Annotated in this window: 21 protein-coding genes; 12 read left to right on the forward strand and 9 right to left on the reverse strand. The window is 65.1% G+C overall.

Annotated features, from left to right (window positions below; genetic code table 11):
- Positions 1-85 precede the first annotated feature (85 nt).
- From ABE464_RS01585 to ykgO, 6 genes are all read right to left on the reverse strand, one after another.
- Entirely contained in the window at positions 86-1306 is a 1221-nt protein-coding gene (locus tag ABE464_RS01585; RefSeq protein ID WP_346470442.1) for a TraB/GumN family protein, read from the reverse strand.
- Between the two features lie 4 nt (positions 1307-1310).
- The gene (locus ABE464_RS01590; protein ID WP_346470443.1) at positions 1311-1841 is read right to left on the reverse strand and encodes an N-acetyltransferase family protein; all 531 of its coding nucleotides are present in this window, start codon (positions 1839-1841) and stop codon (positions 1311-1313) included.
- A 20-nt stretch (positions 1842-1861) separates the two neighbouring features.
- Entirely contained in the window at positions 1862-2749 is an 888-nt protein-coding gene (locus tag ABE464_RS01595) for a carbon-nitrogen hydrolase (protein WP_346470444.1), read from the reverse strand.
- Positions 2750-3093: 344 nt separating this feature from the next.
- On the reverse strand, positions 3094-4128 hold the full coding sequence (locus ABE464_RS01600) for an agmatine deiminase family protein (RefSeq protein ID WP_346470445.1): 1035 nt from the start codon (positions 4126-4128) through the stop codon (positions 3094-3096).
- 46 nt (positions 4129-4174) lie between these two features.
- On the reverse strand, positions 4175-4501 hold the full coding sequence (locus tag ABE464_RS01605) for a hypothetical protein (RefSeq protein WP_346470446.1): 327 nt from the start codon (positions 4499-4501) through the stop codon (positions 4175-4177).
- Between the two features lie 181 nt (positions 4502-4682).
- Positions 4683-4808, reverse strand: a complete 126-nt coding sequence (gene ykgO, locus ABE464_RS01610; protein WP_017355593.1) for a type B 50S ribosomal protein L36 — start codon at positions 4806-4808, stop codon at positions 4683-4685.
- A gap of 194 nt (positions 4809-5002) precedes the next feature.
- Here ykgO and cmk point away from each other — a divergent pair, with 194 nt between their 5' ends.
- The 8 genes from cmk (at position 5003) to galU (ending at position 13311) form a co-directional block, all read left to right on the forward strand.
- Complete coding sequence (cmk, locus tag ABE464_RS01615; protein ID WP_046273768.1) at positions 5003-5683, forward strand: (d)CMP kinase; 681 nt, start codon at positions 5003-5005, stop codon at positions 5681-5683.
- Positions 5684-5876: 193 nt separating this feature from the next.
- Complete coding sequence (gene rpsA / locus ABE464_RS01620) at positions 5877-7562, forward strand: 30S ribosomal protein S1 (RefSeq protein ID WP_121042136.1); 1686 nt, start codon at positions 5877-5879, stop codon at positions 7560-7562.
- Between the two features lie 87 nt (positions 7563-7649).
- On the forward strand, positions 7650-7955 hold the full coding sequence (locus ABE464_RS01625; RefSeq protein WP_019183098.1) for an integration host factor subunit beta: 306 nt from the start codon (positions 7650-7652) through the stop codon (positions 7953-7955).
- A gap of 103 nt (positions 7956-8058) precedes the next feature.
- On the forward strand, positions 8059-8343 hold the full coding sequence (locus ABE464_RS01630; protein WP_123729054.1) for a LapA family protein: 285 nt from the start codon (positions 8059-8061) through the stop codon (positions 8341-8343).
- A gap of 6 nt (positions 8344-8349) precedes the next feature.
- Positions 8350-9528: a lipopolysaccharide assembly protein LapB gene (lapB, locus tag ABE464_RS01635; protein WP_346470447.1), complete on the forward strand. Its 1179-nt coding sequence runs from the start codon at positions 8350-8352 to the stop codon at positions 9526-9528.
- An 18-nt stretch (positions 9529-9546) separates the two neighbouring features.
- Positions 9547-10506: a glycosyltransferase family 4 protein gene (locus ABE464_RS01640; RefSeq protein ID WP_346470448.1), complete on the forward strand. Its 960-nt coding sequence runs from the start codon at positions 9547-9549 to the stop codon at positions 10504-10506.
- A 16-nt stretch (positions 10507-10522) separates the two neighbouring features.
- The gene (locus ABE464_RS01645) at positions 10523-12430 is read left to right on the forward strand and encodes a nucleoside-diphosphate sugar epimerase/dehydratase (RefSeq protein ID WP_346470449.1); all 1908 of its coding nucleotides are present in this window, start codon (positions 10523-10525) and stop codon (positions 12428-12430) included.
- On the forward strand, positions 12430-13311 hold the full coding sequence (gene galU, locus ABE464_RS01650) for a UTP--glucose-1-phosphate uridylyltransferase GalU (RefSeq protein WP_346467423.1): 882 nt from the start codon (positions 12430-12432) through the stop codon (positions 13309-13311). The genes ABE464_RS01645 and galU overlap by 1 nt, the downstream gene beginning before the upstream one ends.
- A gap of 172 nt (positions 13312-13483) precedes the next feature.
- Here the strand turns inward: galU and ABE464_RS01655 are convergent, their stop codons facing one another.
- From ABE464_RS01655 to ABE464_RS01665, 3 genes are read right to left on the reverse strand one after another with little or no spacing between them, the layout of a single operon-like run.
- Positions 13484-14692 carry an acetyl-CoA C-acyltransferase gene (locus tag ABE464_RS01655; RefSeq protein ID WP_346470450.1) on the reverse strand — a complete coding sequence of 403 codons (1209 nt, stop codon included), beginning with the start codon at positions 14690-14692 and terminating at the stop codon, positions 13484-13486.
- 22 nt (positions 14693-14714) lie between these two features.
- Entirely contained in the window at positions 14715-17087 is a 2373-nt protein-coding gene (locus ABE464_RS01660; RefSeq protein ID WP_346470451.1) for a 3-hydroxyacyl-CoA dehydrogenase/enoyl-CoA hydratase family protein, read from the reverse strand.
- 43 nt (positions 17088-17130) lie between these two features.
- Positions 17131-17793: a TetR family transcriptional regulator gene (locus ABE464_RS01665; protein WP_346470452.1), complete on the reverse strand. Its 663-nt coding sequence runs from the start codon at positions 17791-17793 to the stop codon at positions 17131-17133.
- A gap of 321 nt (positions 17794-18114) precedes the next feature.
- Between ABE464_RS01665 and ndk the strand changes: the two genes are divergently transcribed.
- The 4 genes from ndk to ABE464_RS01685 all read left to right on the forward strand — a co-directional run bounded on the left by ndk (position 18115) and on the right by ABE464_RS01685 (position 21410).
- A complete protein-coding gene (gene ndk / locus ABE464_RS01670) occupies positions 18115-18540 on the forward strand; it encodes a nucleoside-diphosphate kinase (protein WP_008265389.1) in 426 nt (141 codons plus the stop codon).
- A gap of 67 nt (positions 18541-18607) precedes the next feature.
- Positions 18608-19756, forward strand: a complete 1149-nt coding sequence (gene rlmN, locus ABE464_RS01675) for a 23S rRNA (adenine(2503)-C(2))-methyltransferase RlmN (protein ID WP_346470687.1) — start codon at positions 18608-18610, stop codon at positions 19754-19756.
- Positions 19743-20540 carry a type IV pilus biogenesis/stability protein PilW gene (gene pilW, locus ABE464_RS01680; RefSeq protein ID WP_346470453.1) on the forward strand — a complete coding sequence of 266 codons (798 nt, stop codon included), beginning with the start codon at positions 19743-19745 and terminating at the stop codon, positions 20538-20540. Before rlmN ends, pilW begins: the two co-directional genes overlap by 14 nt.
- A 6-nt stretch (positions 20541-20546) precedes the next feature.
- Entirely contained in the window at positions 20547-21410 is an 864-nt protein-coding gene (locus tag ABE464_RS01685; RefSeq protein WP_346470454.1) for a RodZ domain-containing protein, read from the forward strand.
- Positions 21411-21446 lie beyond the last annotated feature (36 nt).

Raw genomic sequence — 21446 nt, forward strand, 5'->3', positions numbered from 1 at the left:
GGGCGGCCGGCACTACCCGCGGCGCCCATGGGCACAAAAAAGGCCACGCATTGCGTGGCCTTTCGATTCACAGCCGGCGCGGGAATCACCCCGCGACCTTTCCCCACACCTGGAACCCGGTCAGCCACAACCCGAGCATGCTGCCCAGGTTGGTCAGCATGAAGGTCAGCACCACGCGCGTCACCCGGTTGCGGTACCAGCCCTTGACGCTCTGCGCATCGTCGCGCAGCTTCAGGAAGTCTTCGTAGGCCGGCTTGCGCAGGCGCGCCTCCACCAGGGCCGAGAACGCACCGGTCGGAATGCTCAGCCGGAACGGCTTGAACGGCGCGACCACGATCGCGGTCAGGATGCTCAGCGGGTGGCTGCCGGCCAACAGGCAGCCCAGGCCGGCCAGACCGCCGGTGTACATCGCCCACACTGCCAGCAGCTCACTGCCGACCCCCAGGCCGCCGCGATAGAAGCCCACGCCAATGCCGGTCAGCACGATGGCCAGGATCGCCAGCGTGATCCACGGGATGTTGCGCTTCTTCGGCACGTCTTCCAGCGACTCGCGCAGCGGACCCGGCGCGTCGGTGTCGGTTTCCAGGTACTTGGCCAGACCGGCCAGATGACCGGCACCGACCACCGCCAGCACTTCGCGCTGGGCCGGGTCGTGCACTTCGCGCAGGCGCGTGGCCATATAGCGGTCGCGCTCGCCGATGATGGTTTCGTACAGGGCCGGGCTCTCGCTGGCGAACTCGCCGAAGCTGGCTTCGAGCATGTCGCCCTGCTTGAGCTTTTCGATCTCGTCTTCGCCGACTTCTTCCGAAGCGAACAGGCCGGCGCCCAGGCCCATCACCAGCTTGATCTTGCCGAAGAAGCCCAGGCGCTGGGAGGCACGCCGAAAGGTCAGCCCGACCTCGCGGTCGATCAGGTGCACGGGCAGGTTGCGTTCGTTGGCCAGAGTGACCGCGCGCTTGAGCTCGGCACCCGGCTCGATCTCGAGCTGTTCGGCCAGGCGGCGCTGGTAGGCGGCCAAGGCCAGGTTGGCGGCGAACAGAGCGACGCGGCCCTTGCGGATCACCTCGACCAGGTCGAGCTTGGCCAGCGCATCCGGATCGGTCAGCGCCTGCAGGCGCTGCGCGTCCAGCTCGACCGCGACCGCATCGAAGCGGCCACTTTCGATCGCACGTTCCACGGCTTCCACGCTGGCCTGCGAGACGTGCGCGGTGCCCAGCAGGGTGTAGCGCACGCCATCGCGTTCGACAACGCGAACGGGCTGACCGGCGAACAGAGTGTCGCCGGCGTCAATCAGGGTATCGGTCATTGCATCATTCATTCGAAGGGGCGCTGTCGGCACCATCGCCGAGCGCGCGCTGCATCTGGACGGTATCCAGCCAGCGGCCATGCTTGCGGCCGAGGCCGCGGAAAACGCCGACGGTATGGAAACCGAAACGCTCGTGCAGTTTGATGGAGGCGGTGTTGGTGGGCTCGCCGATCACGGCCACCATCTGCCGGTAACCGCGCGCGACGCAGGCATCGATCAGGCCCTGCATCAGCGCGGTGCCGACGCCGCGGCCCTGGAACGCCGCATCCACATAGACCGAATTCTCCACGGTCCACTGGTAGGCGATCCGGCCCCGATAGGTATTGGCATAGGCATAGCCGGCCACCTGGCCATCGACCTCGGCCACGAGGTACGGGAAGCCGCGGCCGATGATGTCCTGCATGCGGCGGAGCATCTCCGCCGCCTCCGGGATGTCGTACTCGTAGGTGTTGACGAAGTCGGTCACTTCCACCGCATAGATCGCGGTGATGGCCGCGATATCGGCATCGGTGGCGTCGCGCAGCTGCACGGTCACGGTGGGGGTGTCCTGGTCCGTCAGTCGATGTAGCGCTTGAGCAGATCGCCGTATGCATCGATGCGGCGATCACGCAGGAACGGCCAGATGCGGCGCACGTGTTCGCTGCGCTGCAGGTCCACATCGCAGACCAGCACCGTCGGCTCGCCACCGGCTTCGGCGATGAACTCGCCCTGCGGGCCCAGCACGTGGCTGTTGCCCCAGAACTGGATGCCCGAAGCGCCCAGCGGCGAGGCTTCATGGCCGACGCGGTTGCAGCTCAGCACCGGCACGCCGTTGGCCACGGCATGGCCGCGGTGGCTCAGCACCCACGCATCACGCTGGCGGCCCTGTTCGTCCTGCTGGTCATCCGGGTCCCAGCCGATCGCGGTGGGGTAGAGCAGCAGCTCCGCACCCGCCAGCGCCATCAGACGCGCCGCTTCCGGGTACCACTGGTCCCAGCACACCAGCACGCCAAGGCGACCCACTGAGGTATCGATCGGGGTGAAGCCCAGATCGCCCGGGGTGAAGTAGAACTTCTCGTAGAAGCCCGGATCATCCGGGATGTGCATCTTGCGGTACTTGCCGAGCAGGGTGCCGTCTTTCTCGAAGACCACCGCGGTGTTGTGGTACAGCCCCGCCGCGCGACGCTCGAACAGCGAGCCGACGAGCACCACGCTGTGCTTCCTGGCCAGCGCGCCCAGGCGCTCCGTACTCGGGCCCGGGATCGGCTCGGCCAGATCGAACTCATCGACCGACTCGTGCTGGCAGAAGTACGCACCGTTGTGCAGCTCCTGCAGCAGGATCAGCTTGGCACCCTGAGCGGCCGCTTCAGCCACGCGCGCCTCGATGACGGCCAGATTGGCCTCGGCATCGCCGTGGTTGCGCTCCTGGATCAGGGCGACGGAAAGGGTGTGGCGTGAGCTCATCCGGAGACGGTCCTGCAAGGGGAAAAACGCAGTTTATCGCGGATGGGTGCACGCAGCGTGCTGGCTGCTAAACAGGCACCACCTGCGCGTCCGTAGTGCCGGCCGCTGGCCGGCTCCGCAGAATGATCCGGTCATCAGAGGTCAGGCCAGGCGCATCGGCGTGGCCCGTCGCTCTTCCGTTGGCCGCCAGTGCACTGTCGAAGGGATGGCGGGGGTGGAGGTGCGGGACCGTCAGGGCGCCATGGATGGCGCCCACGAGCCCCCAGGGATGGGTTTACGGCGCGTCCCGCACCTCCGCCCCCGCCAGCCCAGCCACCGCAGCCTTCAGGCCGCGTGCTGTGCTGTCAGCCCAGCAACCCCGCCGGCAGCTGCATCGTGATGCAGTGCAGGCTGCCGTTCTGCCAGATCAGCGAACGGCACGGCACCGGCACGATCTCGCGGTCCGGATAGGCCTGGGCCAACACCGCACGCGCAGCTTCGTCGGCCGCATCGCCGTAGGCCGGCATCAGCACCGCGCCATTGAGGATCAGGTAATTCGCATACGAAGCCGCCAGGCGACGACCTTCGTCGATCACCGGCTGCGCCCACGGCAGCGGGAACAAGCGATACGGCTGGCCATCGCCGGTCCGCAGCGCGGCCAGCTCGGCACCCATCGCCTGCAGTTCGGTGTAATGCGAATCGCTGGCGTCGTCGCAGGCCTGGTAGACGATGCTGTCCGTCGAGGCGAAGCGGGCCAGGGTATCGATGTGGGCGTCGGTGTCGTCGCCTTCCAGATAGCCGTGGTCCAGCCACAGCACACGGTCCTGCGCCAGCCAGGTGGCCAGGTCCGTGCTGAGCGATTCGCGGCTGCGGTCCGGATGGCGCTCGTGCAGGCACTGCCAGGTGGTCAGCAGGGTGCCGGCGCCGTCGGTCTCGATGCCGCCGCCTTCCAGCGCGAACGGAATGCTCTGCAGCTCGGCGTTGGCGAAGGTGCCGGCCGCGTGCAGCACGCCCACCAGCTGATCATCCAGGCTGGCGTCGAACTTGCCGCCCCAGCCGGTGAAGCGGAAGTCCAACAGGCGGAAGCCGCCATCGGCACGCTTGAGCGTGATCGGGCCGGAGTCGCGCAGCCAGGTGTCATCGTACTGGGCGGTGACGAACCGTACGCGGTCCGTGTCGATCCGGTTCGAGCGCAGGCGCGCATCGGCGTACGCCTCCAGGTCGTCGTCGGCGACGATGATCACCACCGGCTGGAAGCGGGTGATGGCCGCGACGAGCGCGATGTAGGTGTCCTCGACGTCACCCAGGCGATCTGCCCAGTCGGTGTCGGCGTGGGGCCAGGCGATCAGGATGGCGGACTGGGATTCCCATTCGGCCGGAAAGCGGAGCGTGTCGTTCATGATCTCGATGCGATGGCCCGCCGGCTGGCGGGCAAAGGGAAAGGGGTCAGCGGATCGGCGGTTTCGGCCCGATCTCGTTGGCGTCGGCGCGGTTGGCTACCACGTCGATCACCTTCTGCTTTTCGAAGTAGACGGTGAACTTCGGGTAGACCCAACGGTTGATCGTGGGCCATTGGCGCTTCTGCCCGCCGCGCGGTTCCAGGCGTTCGCCCGGGTCACCGAACTGGGCCTGGACCTGCTGCATGCTCTGGCCGCGGACGGGCAGGGCGACGGCAGGCTTTTCGCGGCTGCGATCGATGAGCAGCGTGTCGGCGTGGGCGCTGGAAACGGCCAGTACGGCCAGCAACGGCAAGGTGGTCAGGTAACGCTTCATCTCGATCTACTCCCCAGTGGTCAAGAATGCGGAAGGCCCCAGGGTCACAGGTCTGATGACCGACGGCCGTGGGCTACCCGGCGATTACAACAAAAATGGCAGCAAAAAGCCGCCCGGAGGCGGCTTTTTGTTCATCGCCCGGCCCGGTGAGGGGCCGGTGGCGGCCGCGAGGCCGGCCGGCTCAGCGCTGGCGAGCCTTGAAACGCGGGTTCGACTTGCAGATCACGAAGATCTTGCCACGGCGACGGACGACCTTGCAGTCACGGTGACGGGACTTGGCCGACTTCAGGGAAGAAAGGACTTTCATTGCATACCTCGGCGTAAACGTTGGATTCGGTTGGAGCGCGGCCGCGATATGCAGATGACAATCGGCAGGTGACGCCCGTTCAAGCCCGCCATTCTACCGGGCTTTTTTCCATCCTTTCAAGTGGTTGCACCAAAAAGGTCTCGGGGCACCCCGGGCAGGGGCTAGAATGGGCGGTCAATTTTACAGGGAAACCCATGAATCAGCTTCCTTCCGTGCTCACCATCGACGGTCCCTCCGGGGCCGGCAAAGGCACTGTCAGCCGCATTGTCGCACGCCGCCTGGGCTGGCATTACCTGGATTCGGGCGCCCTGTACCGGGCGGTGGGCGTGGCGGCCAGCTGGGCTGATATCGACACCTCCGACGCCTCGGCGCTGGTCCGCTGCACCTTCGACACCCACGTCCGGTTCGTGGAATCGGCCGATGGCGGGCTGCGGGTGCTGGTCAACGAGACCGATGCCACCGACGAGCTGCGCCTGGAGACCACCGGAGCCCTGGCCTCGGCGATCGCCGCCATCCCCGAGGTCCGGGCGGCGCTGAAAGAGCGCCAGCGCGCATTCAGGATGGAGCCCGGGCTGGTTGCCGATGGTCGGGACATGGGCACGGTCATCTTCCCGGACGCGCCATTCAAGGTGTTTTTGACCGCCAGCGCCGAAGAGCGGGCCGAGCGCCGGCATAAGCAGTTGAAAGACAAGGGTGTTTCGGTTAACTTTGACGACCTCCTGCGCGAGATCATGGCCCGCGACGCCCGTGATGCACAGCGCACAGTGGCGCCCCTGAAGCCGGCAGACGATGCCGTCGTCATCGACACCAGTGGTATTGGCATCGACGCTGTCGTTGCCAAGGTATTGGATCTGCTTCCGGTTTCGGGTGCCTGATCCGTTGTAAAGGAGGACCGTCAATCCATCGACGGTGTCGCACCATCGCAAGGCAACAAAAGCTCCGTCCCGCAATGATGCGTGGCGGTTTTCCTACTTAACACACGACCTGCGTTTCCGGGGTCGACCAACAGGCGGGCAGTAAGCGGTTCCCTCGGGGGCCAATGCCCATGTGTCCAACAGAGTAAATCTAATGACCGAATCATTTGCAGAGCTGTTCGAAGCCAGTCAGGCCAATCTGGCCAAGCTGAAGCCGGGCTCGATCGTCAGCGGTGTCGTTGTTGAAGTCCGCGGCGATGTCGTGGTGATCAACGCCGGCCTGAAGTCCGAAGGCATCGTGCCGATCGAACAGTTCCGTAACGACGCTGGCGAGATCGACGTTGCTGAAGGCGACGTCGTCAAGGTCGCCCTCGATTCCATCGAGAACGGCTTCGGTGAAACCGTCCTGTCGCGTGAGAAAGCCAAGCGCGCGATGGTGTGGGACGAGCTGGAAGAAGCGTTGGAAAAGAACGAAACCATCACCGGCCGCATCAGCGGCAAGGTCAAGGGTGGTTTCACCGTGGACATCAAGGATGTCCGCGCGTTCCTGCCCGGTTCGCTGGTGGATGTGCGCCCCGTGCGCGACCCGGCCTACCTGGAAGGCAAGGAGCTGGAATTCAAGCTCATCAAGCTGGACCGCAAGCGTAACAACGTCGTTGTGTCCCGTCGTGCAGTCGTCGAAAGCGAGCATTCGGAAGAGCGCGAGCAGCTGATGGACAAGCTGCAGGAAGGCGCGATCCTGAAGGGTGTCGTCAAGAACCTGACCGATTACGGCGCATTCGTGGACCTGGGCGGTATCGACGGCCTGCTGCACATCACCGACATGGCCTGGAAGCGCGTGCGCCATCCGTCCGAAGTCGTGAACGTCGGCGACGAGCTGGACGTGCGCGTGCTGAAGTTCGACCGCGAGCGCAACCGCGTTTCGCTGGGTCTGAAGCAGCTGGGCGAGGATCCGTGGGACAACATCGCCCGTCGTTACCCGGCCAACAGCCGCGTCTTCGGCAAGGTCTCCAACGTCACCGATTACGGCGCATTCGTCGAGATCGAGCCGGGCGTCGAAGGTCTGGTGCACGTGTCCGAAATGGATTGGACCAACAAGAACGTCAACCCGTCCAAGGTTGTGCAGGTCGGTGACGAAGTTGAAGTCATGGTCCTGGACGTCGACGAGGAGCGTCGCCGCATCTCGCTGGGCATGAAGCAGGTTGCCGCCAATCCGTGGGAAACCTTCGCTGCCATCCACAAGAAGGGCGACAAGGTGTCGGGCCAGATCAAGTCGATCACCGACTTCGGCATCTTCATCGGCCTGGACGGCGGTATCGATGGCCTGGTGCACCTGTCCGACATCAGCTGGAACACCACCGGCGAAGACGTGGTCCGCAACTACAAGAAGGGCGACAACCTGGATGCCGTCGTCCTGGCCGTCGATCCGGAGCGCGAGCGCATCAGCCTGGGCGTCAAGCAGCTGGAGCAGGATCCGTTCGGTCAGTACATGGCTGCCAACCCGAAGGGTTCGAAGGTCGAAGGCGTGGTCAAGGAAGTGGACGCCAAGGGCGCTACCATCGAACTGGCTGACGGCATCGAAGGCTACGTGGCCGCTCGCGACGTTGCGAACGAGCGCGTTGACGACGCGACCCAGTTCCTGAAGGTCGGCGACAAGGTCGAAGCCAAGTTCGTGGGCATGGATCGCAAGGGTCGTACCCTGCAGCTGTCGATCAAGGCCAAGGACGACGCGGAAATGCGCGAAGTGCTGGAGGAATACCAGTCCTCTTCGGCTTCCAGCGGCACCACCCAGCTCGGCGCGCTGCTGCGTGCACAGCTGAACGGCAACAAGTCCGAGTAATCGGTCTGTCGCTGTCGTAGTTTCCTGGGCGGCCCGGACATCAGTCCGGGCCGTTTCAGGGTCTGAGTTCCTCCCCAAGAGCCCGTAATGACCAAATCCGAGCTGATCGAAATCCTGGCGCGCCGACAGGCGCATTTGAAGTCGGACGATGTCGATCTGGCCGTGAAGTCGTTGCTGGAAATGATGGGTGGGGCGCTGGCCGGCGGGGATCGCATCGAGATCCGCGGGTTCGGCAGTTTTTCGTTGCATTACCGGCCTGCACGGCTGGGGCGCAATCCCAAGACCGGGGAATCGGTCGCGTTGCCGGGCAAGCATGTCCCGCACTTCAAGCCGGGCAAGGAACTGCGTGAGCGCGTCAGCGCCGTGGTGCCGCTGGAAAGCGATCCTGCCTGAGTGTCCATCCGCCAAGGGGCGGATGCGTGATTTCCACGGAGTCGGCTGGTAGAGCGGAGCGTTAGTCCGCTACTCTTGAGCCCTACGGAACTGGAGCTGCTGCATGAACATCGTACGTCTGCTGATCCTGCTGGCGGTTCTGGTCGTGGGTCTGATCATCGGTGCCCTCAACTCGCAGCCGATCATCATCAGCCTGGGCTTTACCCAGATCAATTCCACCACCGGCGTGGCGATCATCATCGCCTTGTTGTCCGGTGCGCTCATCGGCGGCGGCCTCGTGCTGGCCAGCATGGTGATCCCGCTGTACGCCAAACTGCGCCGTGCGCAGAAGGCCGCGCCTGCCGTGGTCGTGGCTCCCCCTTCTTCTTCTACATTCGACGGACGCTGAGCGCCGATGGAATTTGTCTCCGAGTGGTTCTGGTTCTTCCTGTTCCTGCCCCTGGCCGCGCTGTCCGGCTGGGTGATCGGGCGTCGCGGCGGTCAACGCCATGGCGACAACCAGGTCAGTCATCTGTCCAGTACGTATTTCCGTGGCCTGAACTATCTGCTCAACGAGCAGCCGGATAAGGCGATCGAGCTGTTCCTGCACATCGCCGAGCTGGACAAGGAAACCTTCGAGACCCAGGTCGCGCTGGGCCACCTGTTCCGCCGCCGCGGTGAGGTGGATCGTGCGATCCGCCTGCACCAAGGCCTGGTCAACCGCGCCGACCTGACCGATCAGCAGCGTGTCCAGGCGCTGCTGGCGCTGGGCGAGGACTACATGAAGTCCGGTCTGCTCGATCGCGCCGAAACCGTGTTCACCGAGCTGGCCCAGATCGACCAGCGTGCCCCGCAGGCGCTCAAGCATCTGATCGGCATCTACCAGGCCGAGCGCGATTGGGAAAAGGCGATCGACAACGCCAGCCGCTTCGAAGAAGTCACCGGCGAGCCGATGGGCAAGCTGATCGGGCAGTTCGAGTGCGAGCTGGCCGAGCGCTACCGCGGTGCCGGCAAGATCGAGGAAGCGCGCGCGGCGATCGCGCGTGCCTACCAGGCCGATGCGATGTCGGTGCGCGCCGGCATCATCGAGGGGCGCCTGGAGAACGACGCCGGGAATGCCGAAGCGGCCGTGCGTGCCTATGAACGCGCTGCGCGCAACGATCCCGAGTATCTGCCCGAAGTGCTGCAGTCGCTGATGCAGAACTACCGCAAGGTCGGTGACCTGGGTGGCGCGCGCGCGTTCCTGTCGGAGATGACCGAGCACTATCGCGGCATCGCCCCGGTGCTGGCCCTGACCCAGCTGATGGAAGAGCAGGAGGGCGTCGCCCCGGCACGCGCCTATCTCGGCCGTCAGCTCAAGGATCGTCCGTCGGTGCGTGGTGAGTCGGCGCTGATCGACCTGACCCTGGCCGAGGGCGCGGATTCGACCGCGACCCTGCACGACCTCAAGCACATCACCGATCAGTTGCTGGTCCGCAACCCGGCCTACCGCTGCACCCGCTGTGGCTTCGGCGCGCGCACGCATCACTGGCAGTGCCCGAGCTGCAAGGAATGGGGCACCGTCAAGCCGCTGCTCAACTACGCGGTGCTCTGAACCATGATGGTCGCGTGGATGGCGGGTCTGCTGGCAGTGCTGGCGGTATCGGCGGGGCTTACCTGGGGCGCCCGCGCCTATGCGCTGCGGCGCAATCTGCTGGATGAGCCCGGCGAGCGCCGCAGCCACGGGGTGGCGACGCCGCGCGGCGGTGGCATTGCAATTGTATTGACCCTGCTGCTGGCGACGGTCGTGGCGGCTGTGATCTGGCCCAAGGCCTGGGGCGCGCTGGCGGTGTTCGCGCTGGGTCTGGTGCTCGTGGCCGGCATCGGCTGGTGGGACGACCATCGCCCGCTGCCCGCGATCCGCCGTCTGCTGGTGCATCTTGTCGCCGCGGCGTTGCTGGCCGGCCTGGTGCTGCATGCCACGGGCAATCCCTGGCAGGCCCTGCTGGCGCTGTTGTTTATCACCTCGTTGATCAACATCTGGAACTTCATGGATGGGATCAACGGGATTGCCACCACCCAGGCGATTCTGGCCGGCATCGCCTTCGCGATGGTGCTGCCGCCGCCCTATGGGCTGGCGGGCGTGGTGCTGGGGCTGGCCTGTCTGGGCTTCCTGCCATTCAACTACCCGCGCGCGCGCATCTTCATGGGTGACGTGGGGAGCGGGGCGCTCGGCTATGCGATCGCCGCCCTGGTGTGTCTGGTCAGCGTGCGCACGGATATCCACTGCTTGCTGCTGCTGGTGCCGCTTTCAGCCTTTCTTGTGGACGCAGGCTTCACATTGCTTTCGCGCATCCTGTCCGGACAGCGCTGGATGGAACCCCACACGCAGCATCTCTATCAGCGCGCGGTAAAAGGTGGCGCAAGCCACACTTTGGTCACCGGAATGTATCTTGTTTTTGGAATATTCAGTGCGGCAGTGTTTAATGCATGCACGAATTTGCAGCCGAGGTGGGAGGCTGCCGTGGCCGTCGCGTGGTTGATCTTCGCGACCGGCCTTTGGCTGCTCCTGCGCAAGGGAATGCGCAACTAGAAGGATTACGCGGTTTATGACGCCTTGGCAGGACCGAATCACCGGCTTGATGCCCCGAGCGGCCATCGTCGCCCACGACCTGTTCATGGTCTGGGCGTGCTGGCAGCTGCTGCACGCCGGACGCTACTCGATGTTGGCCGATGCGCCGGCATTGCCGCTCTGGAACATTGATACTTCGCTGGTCCTGGTCATCCAGGCCGTGGTGTTCTGGCGGGTGGGCCTGTATCGCGGTCTGTGGCGTTTTGCCAGCGTTGCCGATCTGCTCAACATCTTCAAAGCCAGCTTCATCGGCCTGCTCGCCATCGTGGTGGCCTTGGCGTACAAGCGCTTTGAAGGCGTGCCGATGTCGGTGCTGGTCATCTACCCGTTCGCGCTGTCTGCGCTGCTGGGCGCGCCGCGCCTGCTCTACCGCGCATGGAAGGACTACCAGGCGCTGCAATCGGACGTCACCGCCCGCCGCGTGCTGATCCTCGGCGCCGGCCAGGCGGCCGAAGCCCTGGTCCGCGATCTGCGCCGCTCCGGTGACTTCGAACCGGTCGGTCTGCTCGACGATGCCCCTCATCTGCAGGGCGCAAAGCTGCAGGGCCTGCCGATCCTCGGGACGCTGGAAGATGCGCCCGCCGTGGTCCGCGAGACCGCCGCCAAGCTGCTGGTGATCGCCATTCCGTCGCTGGATGCCGTAGGCATGCAGCGGGTGGTGGCCCTGTGCGAAAGCACCGGTGTGCCGTTCCGCATGGTCCCCAAGCTCAATGACATCCTGCTGGGTCATTCGTTGCCGGGTGTGCTCAAGGAAGTGGCGATCGAAGATCTGCTGGGTCGCAAGCCGATCCTGCCGGATTGGGCGTTGATCCGCGGCTGGCTGGGCGGGCGTACCGTGCTCGTCACTGGTGCCGGCGGTTCGATCGGTTCGGAACTGTGCCGCCAGTGTGCCCGCCATGGGGCAGGGCGCATCGTCCTGGTCGAGATGAGCGAGCTGCTGTTGCTGACCATCGAGGCCGAACTGCAGCGCAGCTTCCCGGATCTGGAAGTGGAAGCCGTGCTGGGTGACTGCGGTGATCCGGCAGTGATCCGTCATGCACTGTCGCTCTCTCGCGTGGACTCCGTCTTCCACGCCGCAGCCTACAAGCAGGTGCCGGTGCTGGAGCGCCAGCTGCGCGAAGCGGTGCGCAACAACATCCTCTCCACCGAGACCGTCGCCCGTGCCTGTGTCGAGGCGAAGATCGAGCACTTCGTCTTCATCTCCACCGACAAGGCGGTCGATCCGGTCAACGCGCTGGGCGCCAGCAAGCGCTACGCGGAAATGATCTGCCAGAGCCTGGACCAGAAGACCAGCCACACCCGTTTCGTGACCGTGCGCTTCGGCAATGTGCTGGCCTCGGCGGGCAGCGTGGTGCCGGTCTTCCGCGAACAGATCCTCAAGGGGGGGCCGGTCACCGTGACCGACCCGGAAGTGACCCGTTACTTCATGACGATCCCCGAGGCCTGCCAGCTGATCCTGCAGGCGGCCGCCTCGGCCTCGCACGGTGCGATCTATACGCTGGACATGGGCGAGCCGGTGCCGATCCGCGTGCTGGCCGAGCAGATGATCCGGCTGGCCGGCAAGCAGCCCTATAAAGACATTGCCATCGTCTATACCGGCCTGCGCCCGGGCGAGAAACTGCACGAGACGCTGTTCTATTCGGACGAGGACTATCGCCCGACCGCGCACCCCAAGATTCTGGAAGCCGGTGTGCGTACCTTCGCCCGCGAGCAGGTGCTGGCCAACGTGCCGAAACTGCGTGAGGCGATCGCCACCTACGACACTGATGCGATCAACAGCATCCTGTTCTCGACCATGCCGGAGTTCTCTCCGCTGCAACAGGACGATCACGTCAGCTCTGCTAAAGTTCTCGCCTTTCCGGCGCGTGAGGCCAATAGGTTCTGATGAGCAAGCGTATTCGCAAGGCGGTATTTCCTGTCGCAGGCTTGGGCACGCGATTCCTTCCGGCCACCAAGACCGTTCCGAAGGAAATGCTGCCGATCATTGATCGGCCGCTGATCCAGTACGCGGTGGATGAGGCAATCGAAGCGGGTTGCGACACTCTGATCTTCATCACCAACCGCTACAAGCATGCCGTTGCCGATTACTTCGACAAGGCCTACGAGCTGGAACAGAAGCTCGAGCGCGCCGGCAAGACGGAGCAGCTTGAGCTGGTTCGCCACGTCCTGCCCAACGGCGTTCGTGCGGTGTTCGTGACGCAGGCCGAAGCACTGGGACTGGGCCATGCGGTGCTGTGTGCCAAGGCGATTGTTGGCGACGAGCCGTTCGCCGTGCTGCTGCCGGACGATCTGATCTGGAACCGCGGCAACGGTGCGCTCAAGCAGATGGCCGATGCCAACGAAGCCACCGGCGCCAGCATCATCGCGGTCGAAGACGTGCCGCATGACAAGACCGGCAGCTACGGCATCGTGGCCACGGAGGCCTTCGATGGCCGGCAGGGCAAGATCAGCGCCATCGTCGAGAAGCCCAAGCCGGAAGACGCCCCGAGCGATCTGGCCGTGGTCGGCCGCTACGTGCTGAGCCCGAAGATCTTCGAACTGCTCGAAGCGACCGGCACCGGTGCAGGTGGCGAGATCCAGCTGACCGATGCGATTGCCGAGCTGCTCAAGAGCGAGCGCGTGGATGCGTTCCGCTTCGAAGGCCGTCGTTTCGACTGCGGTACCCATCTGGGCCTGGTCGAAGCCACGATCCGCTTTGCGCTCGACAACGAGAAGCTGGCTGGTCCGGCACGCGAAGTGCTGCAGAAGATGCTGGCCGAAGGCTGAGGGCAACGCCGTCGCGGCGTGTAGTGCCGGCCGCTGGCCGGCTCCTCCTGCACAACAGCAAAGGGCAGCCGAGAGGCTGCCCTTTTCGTTTTCGACTGTGCACCGACCAACGGTCGGTGCGCACCTGTCGCATCCATCGGTACCGACCCGCAGGCCGGCACCGATCAGTGTCTTACAGCGATTCGAAGATGCCCGCTGCGCCCATGCCGGTGCCGATGCACATGGTCACCATGCCGTACTTCTGCTGGCGACGGCGCAGGCCGTGCAGCAGGGTCGCGGTGCGGATCGCACCGGTCGCACCCAGCGGATGGCCCAGGGCGATCGCGCCGCCGAGCGGGTTGACCTTGGACGGATCCAGGCCGCAATCGCGGATCACGGCGAGCGACTGCGCGGCGAAGGCTTCGTTGAGCTCGATCCAGTCCAGCTGGTCCTGGGTCAGGCCGGCCTGCTTGAGCGCCTTGGGAATCGCCGCGATCGGGCCGATGCCCATCACTTCCGGGCGCACGCCGGCGACGGAGAAGCTGACGAAGCGGGCCAGCGGGGTCAGGCCGTAGTCCTTGATCGCCTGTTCGGAGGCCAGCAGCACCGCACCGGCGCCATCGCTCATCTGCGAAGAGTTGCCGGCGGTGACGGTGCCGCCGAACTGGCCGTTGCGGAACACCGGGCGCAGCTTGGCCAGGCCTTCAGCGGACGAATCCAGACGCGGGCCTTCGTCGGTGTCGACGATCTTGTCGCGGGTGATGATGCGGCGGCCATCGGCCAGGTCAGGCTGGCGGGTGCGCACGTCGTAGGGACTGATCTCGTCCTTGAACTCGCCGTTCTGGATCGCGGCGATGGCCTTCTGGTGGGAAGCGAGGGCGAAGGCGTCCTGCTCCTCACGCGAGACTTTCCATTCCTCGGCGACCTTCTCGGCGGTGATGCCCATGCCGTAGGCGATGGCGACGTGGTCGTTGTCGAACACGCTCGGCGCCATGGCAATCTTGTTGCCCATCATCGGCACCATCGACATCGACTCGGTGCCACCGGCCAGCATCAGGTCCGAGTTGCCCAGGCGGATCTGATCGGCAGCCATCGCCACGGCCTGCAGGCCGGAAGAGCAGAAGCGGTTGACCGTCTGCGCGGCGATGGTGTCCGGCAGGCCGGCCAGCAGCACGCCGATGCGTGCCACGTTCATGCCCTGCTCGGCTTCGGGCATCGCGCAGCCGATGATCGCGTCATCGATGCGGTTGACGTCCACGCCCGGCGCCTGCGCCACGACGGAGCGGAGCACATGGGCCAGCATGTCGTCGGGACGGGTGTTGCGGAACACGCCCTTGGGCGCCTTGCCCACCGGGGTGCGGGTGGCGGCGACGATGTAGGCGTCCTGGATTTGCTTGGTCATTGCAGTGATCTCTCTGAAAGGGTCAGTTACGCAGCGGCTTGCCGGTCTTGAGCATGTGCGCGATGCGGGCCTGGGTCTTTTCCTGCTGGGCCAGTTCGACGAAGTGCTTGCGCTCCAGCGTCAGTAGCCACTCTTCGTCCACCAGCGTGCCGCGATCCACTTCGCCGCCGCACAGCACGGTGGCGATGCGCACGGCGATCTCGTAGTCGTACGGGCTGATGAAGCGGCCTTCCAGCATGTTGACCAGCATCATCTTGAACGTGGCGATGCCGACGTCGCCGGCGACCTGGATGCGGCGGGCCGGCATCGGCGGACGGTAGCCACCTTCGGCCAGCGCCAGCACTTCGGCCTTGGCGATGTGCAGCGTCTCGAAGCTGTTGAACACCACCTTGTCGGTCGCGCGCATCAGACCCAGTTCCTTGGCGTTGACGGCCGAGTTGGAGACCTTGGCCATCGCGACGGTTTCGAAGGTCTTCTTCAGCTCGGCGAACACGTCACCGCCCGGACCGGCGGCCTGCGAGGCGCGCACGGCCAGTTCCTTCAGGCCACCGCCGGCCGGCAGCAGGCCCACGCCCGCTTCCACCAGACCGATGTAGCTTTCCAGTGCGGCCACGCTCTTGGCGCTGTGCATCTGGAATTCACAGCCGCCGCCCAGGGCCAGACCGCGCACGGCCGTCACCACGGGCACCAGCGAATACTTGATCGCCTGGCTGGTGCGCTGGAAGTTGTGGACCATCTCTTCGAACTGGTCGACCTTGCCGGCCTGCAGCAGGCCGAGTGCGCCGGCCAGATCGGCACCGGCGGAGAAGGGCTCCTTCTGCTGCCAGATCACCAGGCCCTTGTAGTCCTGCTCGGCGCGCCTGATCGCTTCCTGCAGGCCATTGAGCACGTGGTCGGACACGGTGTTCATCTTGGTCTTGAAGCTGACCACGGCGATGCCGTCGCCGTCGTGCCACATGCGCACGCCGTCGTTTTCGAACACGGTCTCGCCCGGGCTGAAGGTCTCGCCCAGCAGCGGATCCGGGAAGCGCTGACGCTGGTACACCGGCAGTGCCGAGCGCGGCAGCTTGGCATTGCGCGACGGGCTGTAGCTGCCTTCGGCGGCGTGCACGCCATCGCGGCCATCGAACACCCAATCCGGCAGCGGGGCGTTGCTCATGCTCTTCCCGGCGACGATGTCATCGGCGATCCACTGGGCGACCTGCTTCCAGCCGGCGGCCTGCCAGGTTTCGAACGGGCCCAGCGACCAGCCGTAACCCCAGCGGATGGCCAGATCCACGTCGCGCGCGGTCTCGGCGATGTCGGCCAGGTGGTAGGCGCTGTAATGGAACAGGTCACGGAAGGTCGCCCACAGGAACTGCGCCTGCGGATGCTGGCTTTCGCGCAGCTTGGCGAACTTCTCGGCCGGGTTCTTGATCTTCAGGATTTCGACCACTTCCGGCGCGGCGGCTCGGTCGGCAGGGCGGTAGTCCTGCTTCTCCAGGTCCAGCACCATGATGTCCTTGCCGACCTTGCGGAAGATGCCGGCACTGGTCTTCTGGCCCAGGGCGCCCTTGGCGATCAGTGCGTCCAGCCACTTGGGCGATTTGAAGAATTCATGCCACGGATCGTTGGGCAGGGTGTCGCCCATGGTCTTGATCACGTGCGCCATGGTGTCCAGGCCGACCACGTCGGAGGTGCGGTAGGTCGCCGACTTCGGGCGGCCGACCAGCGGGCCGGTCAGGCCGTCCACTTCGTCGAAGCCCAGGCCGAATTCCTGCGTGTGGTGGATGGTGGACAGGATCGAGAACACGCCGATGCGGTTGCCGATGAAGTTCGGCGTGTCCTTGGCGTACACCACGCCCTTGCCCAGGGTGGTGACCAGGAAGGCTTCCAGGCCTTCCAGCACCGCGGCATCGGTGGTGGTGGCCGGGATCAGCTCGGCCAGGTGCATGTAACGCGGCGGGTTGAAGAAGTGCACGCCGCAGAAGCGGTGGCGCAGCTGCTCAGGCAGCACGTCGGCGAGCTTGTTGATGCCCAGGCCCGAGGTGTTGGAGGCGAGCACGGCGTGATCGGCCACGAACGGGGCGATCTTCTTGTACAGGTCCTGCTTCCAGTCCATCCGTTCGGCGATGGCTTCGATGATCAGGTCGCAGTCGCGCAGCTGCTCCAGGCCGGTTTCATAGTTGGCCGGCGTGATCGCCTCGGCGTAAGACTTGCTGGCGAGCGGGGCCGGGCTGAGCTTGCCCAGGTTGGCGATGGCCTTGAGCACGATGCCATCGGCCGGACCTTCCTTGGCGGGCAGGTCGAACAGCACCGTGTCGACGCCGGCGTTGGTCAGGTGGGCGGCGATCTGGGCACCCATGACGCCGGCACCCAGCACGGCGGCACGGCGGACTAGCAGGGAATTGGACATGTCGATAAGCCTTTGTTGTCTGGAAGCCGGTCAGCGCCCGGCTCTACGGGGTGGAAAGGGAGGTCGTCGAAGCGCTCGAAGCCGCGCTGGCGCGGAATCCGGCTTCGGCGAAATGAATCAGTTCCTGGGCGGCATGCGCACGATGCGCCGCTTCGGTGACACCGGCGGGTCGCTTGATCAGGCCGAAGTCGGCCATGGCATAGGTCAGCGAGCCGGCGAGGAAATCCAGGCGCCAGTACAGCTCTTCCTTGCTCAGCTCCGGCACGCAGGCGGAGATCGCCTTGCCGAAGTCGCGCAGAACGTGGCCGTAATGGTCGGAGAGGAATTTGCGCAGGTTGTCGTTCTTTTCCGCGTAGGCACGCGCGATGACGCGCACGAACGCGCCGCCGGTCTGTCGATCCTGGGCCATGGCCAGTGCCGGTTCGACGAAGGCCGCCAGCACCGGGCGTAGTTCACCGGGATGCTCGCGGCGGGCCGCTTCCAGCTGGGACAGGCGTGCCGAGGTCATCTCGTCCATGCGGCGGCGGAAGACCTCGTTGACCAGGTTCTCCTTGGAGCCGAAGTGGTAGTTGACCGCGGCGATGTTCACATCGGCCTGGCTGGTGACCTGGCGCAGCGAGGTGCCCGCGAACCCGTGCAGGGCGAACAGTTCTTCGGCGGCGCCGAGGATGCGGTCCTTGGTGGAGAAGTGGGCAGGTTTGGCCATAGGGCGGGGCAGTTCAATCAAACGATTGTTTGATACTAGACCTGCGGGTGCGCTACCGCATTGTGCGGCGCAGCAGGAATGGGCATTCGTTCATCCGCCCTCCCGGTAGTGCCGGCCGCTGGCCGGCAACCACGCCATTGCCTGAACAGGCCGATCACCCACGGCACACAAGGCGTTGCCGGCCAGCGGCCGGCACTACCGTACGGCGGGGTTACACGTTAGAATTAGCGCACGTATATCAGGCTAAGCCCGCGTTTTGACGCGGGTTTTTTTCATGTTAACCTCGGGCCGATCAAGTGGCCCGCCCAACGGAGTATTCCCATGGCGCTGGAGCGCACCCTTTCCATCATCAAGCCGGACGCCGTCGCCAAGAACGTCATCGGTGAAATCTACGCCCGCTTCGAAAAGGCCGGCCTGAAGGTCGTCGCCGCCAAGTACAAGCAGCTGTCGCGCCGTGAAGCCGAAGGCTTCTACGCCGTGCACCGCGAGCGTCCGTTCTTCAACGCGCTGGTCGAGTTCATGATCTCCGGCCCGGTGATGATCCAGGCGCTGGAAGGCGAGAACGCCGTGCTGGCCCACCGCGACCTGCTGGGCGCCACCAACCCGAAGGAAGCCGCCGCAGGCACCATCCGCGCCGACTTCGCTGAATCCATCGATGCCAATGCCGCCCACGGCTCGGACTCGGTTGAGAATGCCGCGATCGAAATCGCCTACTTCTTCGCCGCGACTGAAGTCGTCTCGCGCTGAGAGTGATGCCGTGAACGAGGTCGTACAGCCAACCGCCATCCCATCCGTGCTCGTTCCGGGCCCGGCTGTGGCCAAGCAGAACCTGCTCGACCTCGATCGCGAGGGTCTGGAGCGCTTCTTCGCCGAGACACTCGGCGAAGCGCGCTACCGTGCCCATCAGGTGATGAAGTGGATCCACCATCACTACGTCACCGATTTCGATGACATGACCGACCTCGGCAAGGCCTTGCGCGCCAAGCTCAAGCAGCATGCCGAGGTGCTGGTTCCCAACATCGTGTTCGACAAGCCCTCCGCCGATGGCACCCACAAGTGGCTGCTGGCCATGGGCACCGATGGCAAGAACGCGATCGAAGCGGTCTATATCCCGGACAAGAACCGCGGCACGCTGTGCGTGTCTTCGCAGGTCGGCTGCGCGCTGAACTGCACGTTCTGTTCGACCGCCACCCAGGGCTTCAACCGCAACCTCTCCACTGCCGAGATCATCGGCCAGGTGTGGGTCGCGGCGCGCCATCTGGGCAACATCCCGCACAAGCAGCGTCGTCTCACCAATGTGGTGATGATGGGCATGGGCGAGCCGTTGATGAATTTCGACAACGTCGTGCGCGCCATGAGCGTGATGCGCGACGATCTGGGCTACGGCCTGGCCAACAAGCGGGTGACGCTGTCCACCTCCGGCCTGGTGCCGCAGATCGACCGGCTGTCCACCGAGAGCGACGTGTCGCTGGCGGTATCGCTGCATGCCCCCAACGATGCGCTGCGCGAGACCCTGGTCCCGCTCAACAAGAAGTACCCGATCGTCGAGCTGATGGCCTCGTGCGCACGCTACCTGCGCGCCAACAAGCGCCGCGAATCGGTCACCTTCGAATACACCCTGATGAAGGGGATCAACGACCAGCCCGAGCACGCCCGCCAGCTGGCGCGGCTGATGCGCCAGTTCGACAATGCCGTGCAGGCCTCGAACTCGGGCAAGGTCAACCTGATTCCGTTCAACCCGTTCCCCGGTACGCGCTATGAGCGCTCCGGCGAAACGGAGATCCGCGCCTTCCAGAAAATCCTTCTCGATGCGAAGGTGCTGACGATGGTGCGGCGGACCCGCGGTGACGACATCGATGCCGCCTGTGGCCAGCTCAAGGGCCAGGTGATGGATCGCACGCGTCGTCAGGCCGAGTTCAACAAAACGCTGCAGGACGGGAAAGACCGGAATGCCGCTGCCTGATCGCCGATTGCCAGCCGTTGTTTTCTTCGCGCTGGCATTGGCCGGCTGTGGCAAACCAGGTGTCAAACCGCCGTCCGGTCCGCTCGAGGTCGCCCCGACCTATGAGGCCCGTGACAACCCCGAGATCCGCAAGCGTGTGAACTACCAGGACCAGATGGTCCTGGCCGGTGAGTCGCTGCGCGCAGGCGCACTGGATGCAGCCCAGAAGCGGGTCCGCGCTGCGATGAAGATCGATGCGCGTCGGCCCGAGGCCTACATGATGCTGGCGGCCATCGCCAGCCAGCGTGGCAATGAGGCCGACGCCGGCCCGCTGTATGCCAAGGCCGCCGAGCTGGCCCCGGATCGGGGTGACGTCCTCAATAATTATGGTGCTTGGCTATGTGCTCATGGCCGGCCGGCCGAGTCGCTGGTCTGGTTTGATCGCGCCCTCCAGGCGCCGGGCTACACCACGCCGGCCTCCGCACTGGCCAATGCCGGCGGCTGTGCGCTGGAGGCAGGCCAGTCCGAACGGGCTACGCCGGACCTGCGTCGAGCGCTTGAGATAGATCCCGTCAATGCCTATGCACTGGAGTCGATGGCCCGCAGCGAGTATGCCCAAGGGCGTTATTTCGAGGCCCGCGCCTTTGCGCAACGGCGTCTGGCGGCTGCACCGGCCACACGTTCCGTGTTACAACTTGCCTCTCAAATCGAGGCGCGGCTTGGCGACAACGTGGCATCCGGTCGCTATCTGCAGCGAATTCATGATGAATTTCCGCAGGATGCGGCACCTAATCCCCGGGGTTGAAGCACTGTGATTGATGACCAGACTGTGAACGCTTTTGATACTGCGGCCGGTTGCGGAGCCCGTCTTCGCCAGGCCCGTGAAGCGGCCGGCCTGACCCTGGAAGCGGTGGGGCAGCAGCTGCGCATGCCGGTTCAGGTAGTCAAATCGCTGGAAGAAGAGCAATGGCAGCGCCTGGGCGCGCCGGTCTTCGTCCGCGGCCAGCTCCGAAGCTACGCCCGCCTGCTGAAGGTGGATATCGGCGACGTCCTCGAACAGGCGCACATCGGTCCGATCGTGCCGCCGCAGCTGGTGAGCCATACGCATACGCCGCGCGCGCGTCGCATCGCCGAAAGCCTGGGCCGCCGCGTGCTGTATGTCGGCATCACCGCCGTGCTGGCCGTGCCGGTCTGGTTTGCGACCCGGGGCCATTTCGATGGCACGGCCAATACCCCCAATACCGCGTCGCTGGATGTCATCCCGGCGGCGGTACCGGTGGCCGGTGGCGACACGCCGCCCGCCCCGGCGCCAGCGACGGCCGAAAGCGCCAAGCCTTCGGCACCGTCCGCACCGTATCTGGCGTCGTTGACGCCGGTCCCGCGTCCTGCCGCCGCACCGGCGGCCGTGGGCGGCGGTCTCACCCTGCAGTTCAATGGCGACAGCTGGATCGACATCACCGCGCCCGATGGCACGACGGTCGAGAAGGCGTTGCTGAAGTCGGGCGAAACCCGCAGCTTCGCACCGGGGCAGGTGGCCCGCATGGTGCTGGGCAATGCATCGGCGGTCGAGGTTCAGCAGGGCGGCACTATCGTCGACCTTTCGCCGTACCAGCGAGCCAACGTGGCACGCTTTACGGTATCCTCTGACGGCTCCGTGGCCCCAGTTTCGCACTGAGCCGCGTTTCCCCAATCCAATTCAAATAGCTCCTCC

The organism is Stenotrophomonas sp. TWI587 (assembly GCF_039674145.1).
In the GTDB taxonomy this organism is placed as follows: Bacteria; Pseudomonadota; Gammaproteobacteria; order Xanthomonadales; family Xanthomonadaceae; genus Stenotrophomonas; species Stenotrophomonas maltophilia_AY.

Bases quoted from the DNA above. Each gene is read 5' to 3' on its own strand.
- ABE464_RS01585 (WP_346470442.1), bottom strand. From the start codon at position 1,306: ATGACCGATACCCTGATTGACGCCGGCGACACTCTGTTCGCCGGTCAG.
- ABE464_RS01595 (WP_346470444.1), bottom strand. From the start codon at position 2,749: ATGAGCTCACGCCACACCCTTTCCGTCGCCCTGATCCAGGAGCGCAAC.
- ABE464_RS01600 (WP_346470445.1), bottom strand. From the start codon at position 4,128: ATGAACGACACGCTCCGCTTTCCGGCCGAATGGGAATCCCAGTCCGCC.
- ABE464_RS01605 (WP_346470446.1), bottom strand. From the start codon at position 4,501: ATGAAGCGTTACCTGACCACCTTGCCGTTGCTGGCCGTACTGGCCGTT.
- ykgO (WP_017355593.1), bottom strand. From the start codon at position 4,808: ATGAAAGTCCTTTCTTCCCTGAAGTCGGCCAAGTCCCGTCACCGTGAC.
- cmk (WP_046273768.1), top strand. From the start codon at position 5,003: ATGAATCAGCTTCCTTCCGTGCTCACCATCGACGGTCCCTCCGGGGCC.
- rpsA (WP_121042136.1), top strand. From the start codon at position 5,877: ATGACCGAATCATTTGCAGAGCTGTTCGAAGCCAGTCAGGCCAATCTG.
- ABE464_RS01625 (WP_019183098.1), top strand. From the start codon at position 7,650: ATGACCAAATCCGAGCTGATCGAAATCCTGGCGCGCCGACAGGCGCAT.
- ABE464_RS01630 (WP_123729054.1), top strand. From the start codon at position 8,059: ATGAACATCGTACGTCTGCTGATCCTGCTGGCGGTTCTGGTCGTGGGT.
- lapB (WP_346470447.1), top strand. From the start codon at position 8,350: ATGGAATTTGTCTCCGAGTGGTTCTGGTTCTTCCTGTTCCTGCCCCTG.
- ABE464_RS01640 (WP_346470448.1), top strand. From the start codon at position 9,547: ATGGCGGGTCTGCTGGCAGTGCTGGCGGTATCGGCGGGGCTTACCTGG.
- ABE464_RS01645 (WP_346470449.1), top strand. From the start codon at position 10,523: ATGACGCCTTGGCAGGACCGAATCACCGGCTTGATGCCCCGAGCGGCC.
- galU (WP_346467423.1), top strand. From the start codon at position 12,430: ATGAGCAAGCGTATTCGCAAGGCGGTATTTCCTGTCGCAGGCTTGGGC.
- ABE464_RS01655 (WP_346470450.1), bottom strand. From the start codon at position 14,692: ATGACCAAGCAAATCCAGGACGCCTACATCGTCGCCGCCACCCGCACC.
- ABE464_RS01660 (WP_346470451.1), bottom strand. From the start codon at position 17,087: ATGTCCAATTCCCTGCTAGTCCGCCGTGCCGCCGTGCTGGGTGCCGGC.
- ABE464_RS01665 (WP_346470452.1), bottom strand. From the start codon at position 17,793: ATGGCCAAACCTGCCCACTTCTCCACCAAGGACCGCATCCTCGGCGCC.
- ndk (WP_008265389.1), top strand. From the start codon at position 18,115: ATGGCGCTGGAGCGCACCCTTTCCATCATCAAGCCGGACGCCGTCGCC.
- pilW (WP_346470453.1), top strand. From the start codon at position 19,743: ATGCCGCTGCCTGATCGCCGATTGCCAGCCGTTGTTTTCTTCGCGCTG.